Annotated in this window: 16 protein-coding genes; 2 read left to right on the top strand and 14 right to left on the bottom strand. The window is 53.0% G+C overall.

Annotated features, from left to right (window positions below; translation table 11 throughout):
* Positions 1-14: 14 nt before the first annotated feature.
* Positions 15-1,340, bottom strand: a complete 1,326-nt coding sequence (gene rlmD / locus EYB30_RS04380; RefSeq protein WP_166837462.1) for a 23S rRNA (uracil(1939)-C(5))-methyltransferase RlmD — start codon at positions 1,338-1,340, stop codon at positions 15-17.
* A gap of 85 nt (positions 1,341-1,425) precedes the next feature.
* Here rlmD and EYB30_RS04375 point away from each other — a divergent pair, with 85 nt between their 5' ends.
* On the top strand, positions 1,426-4,128 hold the full coding sequence (locus EYB30_RS04375) for a response regulator (RefSeq protein WP_166837460.1): 2,703 nt from the start codon (positions 1,426-1,428) through the stop codon (positions 4,126-4,128).
* A gap of 6 nt (positions 4,129-4,134) precedes the next feature.
* Here EYB30_RS04375 and acpS read toward each other — a convergent pair whose 3' ends face one another.
* The 11 genes from acpS to rpoE form a co-directional block, all read right to left on the bottom strand.
* Positions 4,135-4,530 carry a holo-ACP synthase gene (acpS, locus tag EYB30_RS04370; protein ID WP_166837457.1) on the bottom strand — a complete coding sequence of 132 codons (396 nt, stop codon included), beginning with the start codon at positions 4,528-4,530 and terminating at the stop codon, positions 4,135-4,137.
* 1 nt (position 4,531) lies between these two features.
* On the bottom strand, positions 4,532-5,266 hold the full coding sequence (pdxJ, locus tag EYB30_RS04365) for a pyridoxine 5'-phosphate synthase (protein WP_166837454.1): 735 nt from the start codon (positions 5,264-5,266) through the stop codon (positions 4,532-4,534).
* 24 nt (positions 5,267-5,290) lie between these two features.
* Entirely contained in the window at positions 5,291-5,974 is a 684-nt protein-coding gene (gene recO, locus EYB30_RS04360) for a DNA repair protein RecO (RefSeq protein ID WP_166837452.1), read from the bottom strand.
* A 6-nt stretch (positions 5,975-5,980) separates the two neighbouring features.
* Positions 5,981-6,889 (bottom strand): GTPase Era, encoded by a 909-nt coding sequence (gene era, locus EYB30_RS04355; protein ID WP_166837450.1) that lies wholly within the window; start codon positions 6,887-6,889, stop codon positions 5,981-5,983.
* A complete protein-coding gene (gene rnc, locus EYB30_RS04350) occupies positions 6,879-7,553 on the bottom strand; it encodes a ribonuclease III (protein WP_166837448.1) in 675 nt (224 codons plus the stop codon). The genes era and rnc overlap by 11 nt, the downstream gene beginning before the upstream one ends.
* A gap of 27 nt (positions 7,554-7,580) precedes the next feature.
* Positions 7,581-8,504 (bottom strand): signal peptidase I, encoded by a 924-nt coding sequence (gene lepB / locus EYB30_RS04345; protein ID WP_166837446.1) that lies wholly within the window; start codon positions 8,502-8,504, stop codon positions 7,581-7,583.
* A gap of 14 nt (positions 8,505-8,518) precedes the next feature.
* Complete coding sequence (gene lepA, locus EYB30_RS04340) at positions 8,519-10,318, bottom strand: translation elongation factor 4 (protein WP_166837444.1); 1,800 nt, start codon at positions 10,316-10,318, stop codon at positions 8,519-8,521.
* Positions 10,319-10,487: 169 nt separating this feature from the next.
* Positions 10,488-10,940: a SoxR reducing system RseC family protein gene (locus tag EYB30_RS04335; RefSeq protein WP_174978719.1), complete on the bottom strand. Its 453-nt coding sequence runs from the start codon at positions 10,938-10,940 to the stop codon at positions 10,488-10,490.
* Positions 10,940-11,869, bottom strand: coding sequence for a MucB/RseB C-terminal domain-containing protein (locus EYB30_RS04330; protein WP_241697960.1), 930 nt, complete (start codon positions 11,867-11,869; stop codon positions 10,940-10,942). Before EYB30_RS04330 ends, EYB30_RS04335 begins: the two co-directional genes overlap by 1 nt.
* Positions 11,869-12,486, bottom strand: coding sequence for a sigma-E factor negative regulatory protein (locus EYB30_RS04325; RefSeq protein ID WP_166837442.1), 618 nt, complete (start codon positions 12,484-12,486; stop codon positions 11,869-11,871). The genes EYB30_RS04330 and EYB30_RS04325 overlap by 1 nt, the downstream gene beginning before the upstream one ends.
* Positions 12,487-12,524: 38 nt before the next feature.
* A complete protein-coding gene (gene rpoE, locus EYB30_RS04320) occupies positions 12,525-13,100 on the bottom strand; it encodes an RNA polymerase sigma factor RpoE (protein WP_166837439.1) in 576 nt (191 codons plus the stop codon).
* Between the two features lie 148 nt (positions 13,101-13,248).
* On the opposite strand from rpoE, the gene nadB reads away from it, so the two are divergent.
* Positions 13,249-14,853 (top strand): L-aspartate oxidase, encoded by a 1,605-nt coding sequence (gene nadB, locus EYB30_RS04315; protein WP_166837437.1) that lies wholly within the window; start codon positions 13,249-13,251, stop codon positions 14,851-14,853.
* On the opposite strand, the gene EYB30_RS04310 is transcribed toward nadB, so the two are convergent.
* Both EYB30_RS04310 and EYB30_RS04305 read right to left on the bottom strand, forming a co-directional pair.
* Positions 14,831-15,301, bottom strand: a complete 471-nt coding sequence (locus tag EYB30_RS04310) for a protein YgfX (RefSeq protein WP_166837435.1) — start codon at positions 15,299-15,301, stop codon at positions 14,831-14,833. The two genes, nadB and EYB30_RS04310, sit on opposite strands and share 23 nt — an antisense overlap.
* On the bottom strand, positions 15,288-15,539 hold the full coding sequence (locus EYB30_RS04305) for an FAD assembly factor SdhE (RefSeq protein ID WP_166837433.1): 252 nt from the start codon (positions 15,537-15,539) through the stop codon (positions 15,288-15,290). The genes EYB30_RS04310 and EYB30_RS04305 overlap by 14 nt, the downstream gene beginning before the upstream one ends.
* Between the last annotated feature and the right edge of the window lie 8 nt (positions 15,540-15,547).

Raw genomic sequence — 15,547 nt, 5'->3', positions numbered from 1 at the left:
GCTGTTCCTTCTGTTTACTGCTTGCTGAACAACGCCATTAATTCCAGATGACTGGTATATGTAAACATATCGACGCCACCAATTTTGTCCAACTGATAGCCATGTTGCAATAACACTTTGGCATCACGGGCAAAGGTCGCGGCGTTGCACGACACGTACAATATCTGTGCCGGTTTTAGCTTAACCAGCTGCTCTGCCGCGCCCAGCGCCCCGGCGCGCGCCGGATCAAGTAAAACCTTGTTGTACACAGGCTGGTTCCACGGCGCTTTTGGCCAGGGCAAATGTAAATCAGCCTGGCTGGCGGTCACGTTGCTAAGACCGTTTAACTTAGCATTGGTTGCCAGCTGTTGCACCATTTTCGCCACACCTTCCAGGGCATGCACTGTTTTGGCGCGCTGTGCTATCGCCAGAGTAAAATTACCGATGCCGGCGTATAAATCCAGCACCTGATCAGTGGCAGCAATGTTTAGCCAGTCAAGCGCCTGTGTCACCATCTGCTGATTTAAGCTGGCATTCACCTGAATAAAGTCATCCGGCGCAAACTGCAAGGTTAGCTGCTGCAGCGGTAATTGATACTGCGGTGTAACCACTTGCTGCCAGTAAGTAAACTGCCCCGGCTCGCCCTCGCCTATCCAGACCGCCTCCGGCCAGGCGGCGATAAATAACTGCTGCTGTTCGGCGCTTAGCGCTTTGACATGGCGCACGATAACAAAAACCGTTTCGTCTGCCTGCAACACTTCGGCATGGGTTACCGCAGTGGGCTCGGCCAGCTGCGGCAATACCTGTTGCAATACGTTAAATACCGGCGTCAGTTTGCCCGACAACACCATGCAGTGGTCAAGGCCAATGATTTGCTTATCCGCCTGCCGGCGAAAGCCGACAGCAAAACGGCGCTGCTTTTTGTCATACCAGATGCTAATCCGCGCCCGGCGCCGGTAGCCTGTGTCAGCGGCCATTAACATGGGTTGCCAGGGTAAGCTGACCAAGCCGGTCTGGTGGCGGATCAGCTGATCGATGCCCTGCTGTTTTAACTGGCGCTGGCTCTGCGGGGCCAAATGCTGCAGCTGGCAACCACCACAGTGTGCTGCATACTGGCATGGCGCGGTAATTCTAAGCGGCGACGCCTGTAGCACTTGTGTGGTTGTCGCTTTAATAAAGCCGGCTTTATCCTCAGTAACGCTGACACGCACTTGCTCACCGGGCAAGGCGGCACTGACAAAGGCAATTTTGCCGTCGTACTGGCTGATGCCATGCACCTCGTAGTCGCTACGGTTAATGGTTAATGTCAGGGCTTTTCCCTGCAAACTGGCTTTGGGTTTGGCTTTGTATATGTTAACCATGGGCTCTCTGTTGGTTTAGCTTGTAGGCAAGCGCAGCGTCTTATGTCATTATTCCTGCACCCGTTTTACTAAACAGCCTGCTTCGATGACGACAATTAGGTTAGGTTACTGGTTACTGCTTTGCAGTCTGCTGCCAGCGTTGCTGGTAAGTGTATTCTGCGCAGGCTATTTTAGCTATGTTCGCCATCAGGAGTTAACACTTTCTTTGCTCGATCGCGCCCGGCATATAGCACTGCCGCTGGCACTGAGCAGTCAGGATTTACTGCAACGGCAAAATATCACGGCCTTGAACACCTTACTGGATCAGGCTCATCGTTTGCACTCACCACAGCTGAGCAATATCAGCCTGTTTAATACCCAGCACAGCGCTATTGTACACACTAACCCGCAACTGGCAGAACAGGTGGCCGCCTTTGACGGTGTTCAGCCATTACCGGTTGGCGGGCTGCATGTCGAACAGCCGGAGTTACTGCTGCTATATCAGCCCTTGCCTGGCACAGCAACAACGCCATCACAGGGCTATTTAGTGTTGCAGTTGCCCAAGGCGCAGTTGCAACTGCAGCAACAACAACTGTTGCTGCAGGTGATCTTGCTGGCATTGGGCTGCATGCTGGCGATTACCCTGCCAACCCTGTATTTGCTGCGCCGTCTTTACCGGCCACTGCGCCATATGCAACAGCATGTGCAGCAATTGAACGATGGCAATAGCGCCGAGCCGGGAGAAACCGGCATAGTGCACGAACTGGCGCAGTTACAGCGGGGGCTGAACCAACTGGGCCAGCGCTTAGCCCGGCAAGAGCAGGACATGCAGAGCCAGATTGAACAGGTAACCAGCGACTTACAACAAAGTATGGAGCAACTGGAAGTACAGAATATTCAGCTGGATTTTGCCCGGCGCAAGGCGCAGGAAGAAAACCGTCAAAAGTCTGAGTTTCTGGCCAAGATGAGCCATGAACTACGGACACCGTTAAATGGTGTCATTGGCTTTACCCGCCAACTATTAAAAACCCAACTGACCGGCAACCAGCATGATTACCTGACCACGATTCAAAAATCGGCCAATAGCCTGCTGCATCTGGTTAATGATGTGCTGGATTTTTCTAAACTGGAAGACGGTCGTTTATCGATTAACCCCGAGCCCTTCCCGCTGCGCGATTTGCTGAATGATGCCATAGAGCTGCTGGCAGCCAATGCCTTTGACAAGCATCTGGAACTGGTGCTAATGATAGAGCCATCCTGCCCCGATGATGTCATCGCCGATCCGGCACGCTTTATTCAGGTGCTGATGAACATTGCCGGTAATGCCATCAAGTTTACCGACCACGGCAGCATAGTGGTGCATGTCTCAGCGACCTTGCTGAACGAAGATCAGTTTATTCTGCACTGCTCAGTGCAGGACACCGGCCGCGGCATTAGTGACGAGCAACAAAGCCAGCTGTTCCGGGGCTTTGGCCCGCAGGAGCAACGCAGTCATCAAAGCGGCTCCGGTTTAGGGTTAATGATTTCGCAGCGGTTGGTCAAAGCCATGGGCGGCGAGATTGGTTTTGAAAGCAAACAGAGTGAAGGTTCAACCTTCTGGTTTACCCTTAAATGCCTGCGCCATCAGTTAACCGTAGCTGAAAGCCTGCCGCTGGATGTGCTGGAAAATAAACAGTTGCTGTATTTTGAGCCACAGCAGCACTCGCGCGAAGCCACCTTAAGCTTATTGCATAGCTGGGGGATGCAGGTGACCGCCTGTGCCACTAAGGGCCAGCTGCAACAGGCCCTGGCAAACCAGCAACATTACGATATCGGTTTAATTGGCCGCACTATCGCCATTAACCAGGTTAATCAGGTGCTGGCCTTACTGCCGCAGTTAAAGCCACAGTGCCGGCATCTTTACCTGCTGGTCAATACGTTGTCGCCGCACCTGCGGGAGGCGATGTTAAAATCCGGCGCCGATGCCTGTCTGTCTAAGCCACCGCACCAGCGCAAGCTGGCCGCTACTCTGGCGCGGCCTTATTTAACGCAGCAAGCCAGCGCCACTGAGCTAACCGCTGTGCGCCAGGCCGCCCTTAAGGTGCTGACGGTAGACGATAACGACGCCAACCTGAAACTGATCAACACCTTACTAGCGGAAAAGGTTGAGCATATCGACTCTGCCCGTGACGGCGCTGAGGCCTGGCATAAAGCGACACAACACGCATATGACATTATTTTTATGGATATTAATATGCCGGTCATGGACGGTGTTACTGCCTGCCAGCGTATCCGGCAAAGCTCACTTAATGAGCATACGCCTATTATCGCGGTTACTGCCCATGCGGTCGATGGTGAACGGGCGCGTTTACTCACGCTGGGGTTTAACGAATTTTTAAGTAAACCCCTGGATGAGAAAATGCTGCACTTTAGCTTGCAGGAATTCTGCCCCAGCAAAGGCAATAGCGTGTTACCGCCCAATTTACCCGACAGTAAACTGGTCGACTGGCCGCTGGCGCTGGAACGGGCCAGTGGCAAACACGATTTAATGAAAGACATGTTGAAAATGCTGCTGGCCAGTCTGCCGGCCAGCCGCGCGGCTATACAGCAAGCACAGGCCGATAACGATGCCACGGCGGTGCTGCAACAAATTCATAAGCTGCACGGCGCCTGCTGCTACACCGGGGTGCCGCGGTTAAAAGATATTGCCCAATTGCTGGAAACCCAGCTAAAACAGGGTAAAAGCCTGTCCGAGCTGGAGCCGGAACTGTTGGAGTTAGATGATATACAGCAAGCGTTGTGGCAGGAAAGTCAGCGCTGGCAACTCTGATAGCCGCTATTGCCGCTCCAGGATCACTGTCGCAGCGGCATAAGCCTGCTCGTCGGTAATAGACAGCCAGATGTGATTCACGCCCAGCTTAGCCGCCAATTCAGCCGCGTAATCAGACAGTGCCAGCTGCGGCGCGCCGTCGGCATTATTGCTCACGCTAAAATGTTGAAACGACACGCCGCGGCCAATACCTGTACCTAAGGCTTTAGCGGCCGCTTCTTTGGCAGCGAAACGCTTGGCAAAATAGCGCGCAGCATTAGCCGGATGGCTTAACGCCTGCTGCTGATAAATCGCCTGCTCAGCGCCGGTCAGCACCCGCTGTATAAGGGCCGGGCTGCGCGTAAGGCTACTCTCGATGCGGGCAATATCCACAATATCCGTACCCAGCCCGACAATGGCCATATTAGCGGCGCGCCTCCACCATTAAACGTTTCATTTCGCGCACGGCAGCATCAAGCCCGCTAAACACCGCACGGGCGACAATAGCATGACCAATATTCAGCTCGTGCATCTGTGGTATCGCTGCTATTGGCTGCACATTATGATAATGCAAACCATGGCCGGCATTGACGATAAGCCCCAGCGACGCGGCAAACTCAGCCGCCTCGCGGATCCGTGTTAACTCTGCCGCTTGCAAGCTGGCGTCTTGGGTTTCGGCATATTTACCGGTATGAATTTCAATATAGGGTGCGCCGGCTTTGGCTGCCGCTTCAATCTGGCGATGGTCGGCATCGATAAATAATGACACCAGAATATTCTGTTCACGCATCTGCGTAACCGCATCAGTGATACGGCTGAGCTGACCAGCCACTTCCAGGCCGCCTTCGGTGGTCAGCTCCTGGCGCTTTTCCGGCACAAAACAGGCAAAGTGCGGTTTAAGCTCTGTAGCGATGCCAAGCATTTCATCGGTGACCGCCATTTCGAAATTCAGCCGGGTCGCTATTGTCTGGCGCAGCACAAACACATCACGGTCGATAATATGCCGCCTGTCCTCGCGCAAATGCACGGTAATGCCATCAGCACCGGCTTGCTCAGCCAGCAAAGCAGCGTGCACCGGCTCAGGATAATAGGTACCACGCGCCTGACGCAAAGTCGCAACATGGTCGATATTGACACCAAGATAAATAGGGTTGTGCATCTGCAACTCCGCAAATAAAAAATACTAACTGCTGCTGAACAGTGCCCGGCTGGCCAGCGGCTTAGCGCCAAGCAGTGGCGCCAGAATTTGCCGGCTAAGTTGCTTAGCCACTTGCCGGGTGGCACTGTGTTGCCAGTGCTGCTGCCCGATATCTAATAACAGCTGGCCTGCTATACCGCTGTTAACCGGCACAAAGCCCTGTTCATGCTGCCATTGATACTGCCTGGCGGCAACGATGCCATCACCGTTGGCGTCGTATTGCCAGTCTATCGGTTGGCCCAGTTCGGCCAGCAGCGCAAACTCAAATTGCCGCAGACAGGGTTCCAGTTCAAGCTGACCGTGCTGCACTTGCAACAGCTGTTGCAGGCTGTGCTGATACAACATAAAAAGCTGTTCAGCCGCCAGGTTATCCGGCCATAGCCGGCATACCAACTCATTGATATACAAGCCACTGTACAATACCTTGCCGCTATACAGTGGCGCCGGGCCGGCTTCATCAATACTCTTAACGGTTTTTAACTCTGTACGGCCGCTAAGCTGCAACATCAGCAACTGAAACGGCTGCAGCGCCAGCCGGGTTTTGCCCTGACGTTTGCGCACCACGGCCGATAACCGCCCCAGTTGTGGCAACAACAGCTGTAATATCAGCTTATCTTCCGCCAGTGGCCTGCTATGTAAGATATATCCCGGCCAGAGCTGCGTTTGCATAACGCGTTAGTCTTCACCGTAACCTAAGCTGCGCAGCGCCCGTTCGTCGTCGGCCCAGCCCGATTTCACTTTAACCCACACCTGCAAAAATACCGGCTGCTCCAGCATGGCCGCCATATCCAGCCTCGCTTCGGTAGCAATGGTTTTAATCCGCTCACCTTTGTTACCGATCACCATTTTTTTCTGGCTATCGCGCTCTACCAGCACCAGGGCAGCAATGTGGTAATGCTTTTCTTCCCATTTAAAGCGCTCAATTTCTACCGTCACCGAATAGGGTAATTCATCGCCCAAAAAGCGCATCAGTTTTTCGCGTACGATCTCGGCGGCCATAAAACGCATCGAGCGGTCAGTCACATAGTCATCCGGAAAGAAAAACTCGCACGCTGGCAGGTGCTTTTGTACCACAGCACGCAGCGCATCGACGTTATCGCCGGTTTCTGCCGACAACGGCACCACGTCAATAAAATTGAGTTGGCTGCCAAGCCACTGCAAATGTGGCAATAAGCTGTCTTTATCGCGGTATAAATCCACTTTGTTCACCACCAGCACCACTGGCTTCTTCGCGGCGATAAGCCGGTTTAACACCATCTGATCATCATCGGTCCAGCGCGTGCCTTCTACCACAAACAGCACAAACTCCACGTCCAGTATCGAACTGGCCGCGGCTTTGTTCATCAAGCGGTTGATGGCGCGCTTTTCCTCGCTGTGCAGGCCCGGGGTATCGACATACACCGTTTGATAATTATCCCGGGTATCAATACCGACAATACGGTGGCGGGTGGTTTGTGGTTTTTTTGAGGTGATACTAACCTTTTGCCCCACCAGCTTGTTGAGCAAAGTCGACTTGCCGACATTAGGCCGGCCAACAATGGCCACCAGCGCGGCATAAGTCGGTAACGCTGTGTTATCTGTCATGCTTAATTTTTTCCAGCGCCATATGAGCGGCGTCCTGCTCTGCCTTGCGGCGTGAACTGCCGGTGGCGGTAAAAGGCGCCATGCCGGCGATAGTGCAGCGCACCGTAAAGGTTTGCTGATGCGCCTCCCCTGCAGTGGCAATCACATCGTACACCGGCAAGGCTAAGCGTAGTCCCTGCAGGTATTCCTGCAACAGGGTTTTCGAGTCTTTCTGCTCACCCGGCGTAATGCTGTCAAGTCGGGAGCCAAACCACAGTAAAATGCGCTCTTTGCAGGCGGCCATACCACTGTCGAGATAAATAGCCCCTAAAATGGCTTCTACCGTATCGGCCAAAATCGACTCACGGCGAAAACCACCACTTTTCAGCTCGCCCGGCCCCAACCGTAAATGTTCAGATAAGCGCAACTCCTGGGCAATTTCTGCCAGGGTAACGCCCTTGACCAGCGCCGCACGCATCCGCGTCAGGTCGCCTTCACGCGCTTTTGGAAAATTAGCGTATAAAGTTTCGGCAATCACTAAACTTAATACAGCGTCGCCCAGATACTCCAGCCGTTCGTTATGCTGGCCTTTACAACTGCGGTGGGTAAGTGCCTGCTCCAGCAGCGCCATGTCGGTAAACTGATAGCCCAGCCGGGCTATCAGAGGATGTAACGATTTTTGCATGTTTGTCTCTTCGTGCTGCAATGCCGCTTAATGGATCGGACCAAGCCGGTCAAAGCGCACGCCTGTTGGCACCCAGCCAGGCAGCCAGCTGTCCGGGTTATCATTAAATTCAAAGCTCATCCAGATAAATACCGCTTTACCCACCATATTATGCTCGGGTACAAAGCCCCAAAACCGGCCGTCGCGGCTATTGTCACGGTTATCGCCCAGCACAAAGTAATGGCCTTCCGGTACGATAAATTCATCAATGGCGGTACCGCGTTGTTTAAAGAAAAACTCGGTGTGTTCACGCCGGGCCGGCGTTTGCAGAATATCATGCGTTACTGCGCCTAATTGCTCGGTGTAACGCCGCTGCGGATACTGTTCCTGATAAAACTCGCCTTCGTTTTTCAGGCTAAGCTCAACCATTTCCAACTTACCGCAATCCGTGTTTTGGCTGTCGGTACAGGCTTTTTCAATAAACAGCTGCTTATTGCGATAAATTACCCTGTCGCCCGGCACACCAATAACGCGTTTAATGTAATCAACCGTTGGCTGCTCCGGGTATTTAAATACCGCCACATCACCGCGCTGCGGTTTATTGTTACTGTATAAGGTTTTGCGCCACACCGGATCTTTAACATCGTAGGAGAATTTTTCCACCAGAATAAAATCCCCCACCAGTAACGTAGGCATCATCGAGCCGGAAGGGATCTGAAAAGGCTCATAAATAAAGGAGCGAAAAAGGGTGATAAGCGCGATCACCGGAAAAATCGATTTCGCCGTTTCAACAATTTGCGGTTCTTTTACCAGTTGTTCACTGGCCTCAAGCCCCAGGTTACCTCCGGCGGAGGCTTGCGCCAGTGCCAGCTTTTGCTGGCGTTTGGGTGCCAGTACCAGCGCGTCCAACAACCAAACCAGGCCGCTGGCCAGCGTTAGCAACACCAAAAAAACTGCAAAATAACCCGCCATGTCAAACCCTTAAATTATTTACCCACTTTCAGAATTGCCAGGAAGGCTTCTTGTGGTACTTCCACATTACCCACCTGCTTCATCCGCTTTTTACCTTCTTTCTGCTTTTGTAGCAGTTTCTTTTTCCGGCTGACATCACCGCCATAACACTTGGCCAGTACGTTTTTGCGCATCTGTTTAATCGTCGTACGGGCAATAACGTGGTTACCAATGGCCGCCTGAATAGCAATATCAAACATTTGCCGCGGGATCAGCTCTTTTAACTTTTCTGCCAGTTCACGACCACGGCCCTGGGCAAAGTCGATGTGGCTGATAATAGCCAACGCATCCACCCGCTCACCGTTGATCAGGATATCCACCCGCTGCATATTTGAGGTCTGAAACCGTTTGAATGCGTAATCAAGCGACGCATAACCCCGGCTGGTTGATTTTAAGCGGTCAAAGAAGTCCATAACCACTTCTGCCATTGGCAGCTCATAGGTTACCGCGACCTGGCGGCCGTGATACAGCATATTGGTTTGCACACCGCGCTTTTCGATACACAGCGTAATCACATTACCCAGATATTCCTGCGGTACCAATATATGCGCTTCAACAATCGGCTCACGAATTTCATCAATATCATTCACTGCCGGCAGGCTGCTGGGGTTGTCTACCATCACCAGCTCACCGTTTTTCTTCACCACCTCATACACGACCGTTGGCGCTGTGGTGATAAGGTCCAGGTCATACTCGCGCTCTAAGCGTTCCTGAATAATTTCCATGTGCAGCATACCAAGGAAACCAATACGGAAACCAAAGCCCAGTGCACCGGAGTTTTCCGGCTCGTAAAACAGCGATGAATCATTCAAACTCAGCTTGGCCAGTGCGTCACGAAAATCTTCGTAGTCATCACTGGAGACCGGAAACACCCCGGCATATACCTGCGGCTTTATCCGTTTAAAGCCCGGCAAGGCTTTGTCAGCACTGTTTTTGGCCAGCGTTAAGGTATCGCCCACCGGAGCGCCTTTAATTTCTTTGATGCCGGCAATAACAAAACCTACTTCACCGGTTTTTAGCTCGCCAGTGTTAGTGGCTTTAGGGCTGAATACCCCAACTTTATCCACTTCATAGGTCTGGCCGGTCGACATCACTTTAATTTTATCTTTGGCTTTAATGCTGCCGTGCTTCACCCGCACCAAAGACACCACGCCCTGATAAGCATCAAACCAGGAGTCGATGATCAGCGCCTGCGTTGCCTGCTCCGGCTCACCTTCTGGCGGCGGAATTTTCTTAACGATGGTTTCCAGCACATCTTTAATGCCAAGGCCGGTTTTGGCTGAGCACTGCACCGCGCCCACCGCCTCAATACCAATAATATCTTCAATTTCCTGCGCCACCCGATCCGGATCGGCCTGCGGCAGGTCAATTTTATTCAGTACCGGAATAACCTCTAAATTCATGTCCAGTGCGGTGTAGCAGTTGGCAACGGTCTGCGCCTCGACGCCCTGGCCAGCATCTACCACTAATAAGGCACCTTCACAGGCGGCCAGCGAGCGGCTGACTTCATAGGTAAAATCAACATGGCCCGGGGTATCGATAAAGTTCAGCTGATAAGTTTCACCATCGTCGGCTTTGTAATACAGGGTAACGCTTTGCGCTTTAATGGTAATACCGCGCTCTCGTTCCAGATCCATTGAATCCAACACTTGCTGCTGCATTTCGCGATCAGACAAGCCGCCACAATACTGAATTAAGCGATCAGACAGTGTCGATTTACCATGGTCGATATGGGCGATGATAGAAAAGTTTCTGATGTGATGTAGTTTAGGCATGTTGTCCGCAAAACAGTAGGCGTTGCGCCGGGTGGCTGCTATTAGCTAACCAGAGTAATCCTCAGGCGCGACGCGGGTTATTCCGATAAATTAGCGCGAATTGTACTCTATCCGGCGCACTCTTGCTATGTGTTATTAACACATAGCACTATGGCCGTTTAAAGCTGCCTTACAGCGCCTGTTGCTGTATACCAACGGAGGGTAAAACATCGAGGATCACTATCTGCGGCTGTTGTTCCTGCTGCACACTGTAATAGCGTGCCAGCATAAAGCCAGCGCTTGCACCCAACAAGGCCAGCAACATCAGCCAGCCTTCGGCCAGGCCCAGTGCTGCGCCCGTTAACGCCAGCAGTAGCATTAAGACTAATGGCAACAAGTACACCATAGCGGCCGCTTGTAGCAAACGCTGCTCGGCCATACCAATTTTTACCTGTTCGCCGGGCAGCAGCGGCAAACTGCTGCTAACAAAAAAGCTGTGCTGGCGCGGTGTCAGGCTCTTTGCCACTATGCCGGTACCGCAATCTGTACTCACCTGACAGCTGTTGCAACTGCTCACCGGCGTCGTTGTAAGCCAAAAACCGTTGGCGTCAGCCCGCAGTACAGTGGCAATTTGCTCTACCATCAGCGCACCGCCGCGGCCAGTTGCCGTGCCGTTTCTATACTCACCGGGCCTATCACGGTGACTTCCAGCTGCGCATTGGTTTGCACATAGATGGTGGTGGCGCCGTCACGATACGCCTGGGTTGGCAGGCGCTGTGAGTTTTGTACAAACACCGACACCTGATGCAAACCATCGCTTAACAGCCAGTAGCTCAGCAGGCTGTTTTCCAGCTGCGGAATGCTGGCTGGCTCTGCCACCTGCTGATAGCCGTCAGGCAGCCAGGTTAACTGGTGGCTGCTGTCTGGCAGGGCTTGTACCGGGTTATCAACCGGTTGCGGTAATTCTGCGGCCATTAAAGCACGCAGATTTTCTGGCAATTCAGCGCTAATTTGCATATGTGTTACCAGCCAGCGCTCCAGCGCGTGCTGATTGTCTGATAAGGTGTCTATCCGCAGCGGAAAACCGGTTTGCGCATCCAGCCATAACCAGTAATGATAACGGCCACCCTGCTTAGCAGTGAGCCGCAGTAACTGGGCGTTGCGACCCGACATTACCGAGCTGCTCCCTGCCACCGCATGGTACAACCGGCTGATGATATCTTTGTCTTCAAACAACAGCGCTGGCAGCTCCGGTATGCTGGCGCTGCGGGTGACAAAGGCGGGTCGCTCGGTTAACAGATAATACACCAGTGCATCGCGGCGCAAAATATCCACGCCGCTGGTATCCAATGGTATAAGGTGTTCTATTTCCTGCTCCGCCGTTTTGCCGTGCAACCAGCGGTAAGTGTCCACTTTACCGCCTTTTAGCACCACAAAAGAGGTGTCAAAATTGTAGTGTTTTACGGCATGCTGTACTTTATCAAACAGCTGCCACCCTGCCTGCTCGGCGCTGACTGCGCCAGACAGCATTACTATGACTATGGCACTGCATACGCCAGAGAATCGCATCATTATGGCTCGTTCTGTTCAGGTCCGTCTGTGCTGTTGTGTTTCGCCTGTTGTGCCTGCTCCATTACCCTCACTTGCTGGCGATGCGCATTTAACAGTGCCTGCAGCCGTTTTTGCTGCTCCAGCATGGCTTGCTGCTCTTGCTCAGCAAAGCGGTCAGATACGGTGGTCTGACTCAGGCTCACCGGCGTGGCGAAACCTGCTATCGGTTGGGTTTGCAACAAAGGCTGTGGGTTTAACATATCAGGCGCTTGCTGCTGATATTGCTGCACGCCAAATACGGCCATTAATGCCACCCCGGCAGCCACGGCCCCTTGCGCTACAGGTTGCAGCCAGCGACCATTCGCGGCCTGCACCAGGCCGGCACGAATGCGCGTCAGTAAACCAGCACTGCTTTGCAACTGGTAAGCCGGTTCAGCGTCAAGCAGCGTCGCAAAATCGTTGGCAAAATGGTCTGGTAACGGGCTTTTTGCTTCACGGCGCAACACAGCACCAATGGTTTGATAGCGCTCCAGCTTATGTTGCAGCTCAGCCGAGCTTAGCAAGCTGTCAAGCTGTGCTTTGCCGAGGGGCTGATTATCACTGGCAGCAGAGAGCCAATCCTGATTTTCTGACGACATAATGGTTCCTGTCTTAATTACGGTTTTTGCCCTGACTGCTAGCTTATTAACGGCTTAAGCTGCACATCAATTGCTTCGCGCGCTCTGAAAATACGGCTTCTGACGGTGCCTATAGGGCACCCCATTACATCCGCAATTTCTTCGTAACTTAACCCTTCCAGCTCACGCAACGTAATAGCGGTGCGCAGCTCGTCCGGTAACTTTTCAATGGTGCTAAACACCACATGACGGATCTCATCGGACAATAATAACTGCTCCGGTGAATCCTGTTCTTTTAACGCGTCGCTGCCTTCAAAATACTCGGCATCTTCCGCATCCACATCAGTAGATGGTGGTTTACGGCCATTGGCAACCAGGTAATTCTTGGCGCTGTTTACCGCTATTCTATACAACCAGGTATAAAACGCACTTTCGCCACGAAAACCGGGCATAGCGCGATACGCTTTAATAAACGCTTCCTGCGCCACATCGGCAACGTCTCCGTGGTTAGAGACATAGCGCGAGATTAAGTTCGCGATGCGGTGCTGATATTTTCGCACCAATACATTAAACGCAGCCTTATCACCTTGTTGTACGCGCTGGACAATTTGCCAGTCCAATTCTTGCTCGCTCATATCCGAGCTTATCCCCTGTAATACTAGTCGTTATGCTAACTGGCGCTGGTCTAGCGTGCAGGTATGACCCGGTACACCAGAAATAGTTCTGCTAAGTTTGACAAAAAAGCTACAATAGCCCGACATTCACTGAACGCAAGTGTATCGCATGACGCAAGCAAAAGAATATCTGTGTGACGTTTTAATTATTGGCAGCGGTGCCGCAGGTTTATCACTCGCTCTGCAATTGGCTGACAATGCTAAAGTATTAGTACTGAGTAAAGGGCCGCTGCGCGAGGGGTCGACCTTGTATGCCCAGGGCGGTATAGCGGCAGTATTTGATGAAAACGACAGTATCGCCTCGCATGTTGACGACACCCTGATTGCCGGCGCTGGCTTATGTGACAAAGCAGCGGTGCAGTTTACCGCCGGCAATGCCAAAGCCGCCATGGAGTGGCTAATTGCCCAGGGCGTACCCTTTGACCAGTATCAGGACCAGGATGGCAGCTTAAAGTACCATTTAACCCGCGAAGGCGGCCACAGCCACCGCCGCATTTTGCACGCTGCCGACGCTACCGGACAGGCGGTGCAAATTACCCTGGTGGACAAAGTCAAAGCTCACCCAAATATCCAGCTGCTGGAAAACTACAACGCCATCGATTTAATTAATGGTCGAAAAATTGGCCAGGATCCTAAGCGCTGTTACGGCGCTTATGTCTGGAACAAAAGTGCCGCGCAGGTTGAGCTGGTGCGGGCCCGCTTTGTTGCATTAGCCACTGGCGGCGCCAGCAAAGTTTACCTGTACACCAGCAACCCCGATGTCGCCAGCGGCGATGGTATTGCCATGGCCTGGCGCGCGGGCTGCCGGGTGGCGAATATGGAGTTTAACCAGTTCCACCCCACCAGCTTATATCACCCGGATGCCCCGAACTTCCTGATCACCGAGGCGATGCGTGGCGAAGGGGCTTATTTAAAACGGCCGGATGGCAGCCGTTTTATGCCCGAATTTGACGAACGTGCTGAATTAGCGCCGCGCGATATTGTCGCCCGCGCCATTGACTACGAAATGAAGCGTCTGGGCGCCAACTGCGTTTATCTGGATATCAGCCATAAACCGAAAGATTTTATTATTGAACACTTTCCCACTATTTACGCCAAGTGCTTAAGTGTCGGTATTGATATTACCAAACAAGCCATACCTGTGGTGCCGGCGGCGCATTACACCTGCGGTGGTGTGGTCACCAACCTTAATGGCCAAACCGATATAGATAACCTGTATGCCATCGGTGAGGTCGCCTACACCGGCTTACACGGCGCTAACCGTATGGCCAGCAACTCGTTACTCGAATGCGTGGTATTTGCCCGCGCCGCTGCCCGCCATATTCTGGCGCAACTGCAGCCGGACAGCGCCCTGCCCGTATTACCGCCATGGGACGACAGCCGGGTGAGCGATTCAGACGAAGAAGTGGTGATTACGCATAACTGGCATGAGCTCAGGCTGTTTATGTGGGATTATGTTGGCATAGTGCGCACCAATAAGCGGTTGGAGCGGGCGCTGCACCGGGTAGAATTATTGCAGCGCGAAATCCAGGACTACTACAGCCACTTCAGAATAAGCCACAATCTGCTTGAGTTGCGTAACCTGGTGCAGGTTGCCGAGCTGATTATCCGCTGCGCCATGCAGCGCAAAGAAAGCCGCGGCTTGCATTATAATCTGGATTATCCACAACAGGTGCCGGGCAGTAGCGCCACTATTTTAAGCCCCCGGGCTTAGGGTTGTTGTCAGCGTGCTGTTGCCAGTTCTGCTGGTTAATGGCCCGCGCCAGCGCCCTGAACTCGGCACTGCTGCACTGATCGGCAAAAATCCAGCGCTGATAAGCCCGCTTACCTTTGCCAGTTTGCCAGTTTAACCGCAGTGCCCACTGGCTCACCAGGCCGCCGTGACACAGCTGTGCCGACGCCGCGGTGTTACCGCCTGCCGCAGCGGCATCAAACCAGTACACACTGCCATCAGGGTTTAGCGTCAACCTCACGCCTTGCTGCAACTGTTGAAAAGCGCGGTAGCCGAAGCTATAGCAGGCTAACAGCAAGGCCGTCGCCAACAGCAGCGCCCACCATGGCATTGGCGTTAGCGCCAATAATAGCGGTGGCCACAGCGCTGTTAGCAGCAAGACCCGGCTGGCCCAGCGCGATGGTGTCAGGCTGATATTAAACCCGGACACGGTCCAAAATCAGCTGGATCAGCGCCTGAATGGCTGCATCCGGCGATTTGGCGTGGCCCATAAACCAGGCAAACAAATCCGGATCGTCACAGGCCAGCAAGCGCTCAAAGTCGTGCTTTTGTTGCAAGGTCAGGGCGTCATAGCCTTCTTCAACAAAAGGGGCCAGCAACACATCCAGCTCCAGCATGCCGCGGCGGCAGGCCCAGCGTAACCGAGGTTTAATCATAAGTTCTGTCATAAAGTTCC

The organism is Rheinheimera pleomorphica (assembly GCF_011634895.1).
GTDB classification, from domain to species: Bacteria; Pseudomonadota; Gammaproteobacteria; order Enterobacterales; family Alteromonadaceae; genus Alishewanella; species Alishewanella pleomorphica.
Note: the sequence above shows the minus strand (reverse complement) of the source record. Positions and strands in the feature narration are given on the sequence as shown.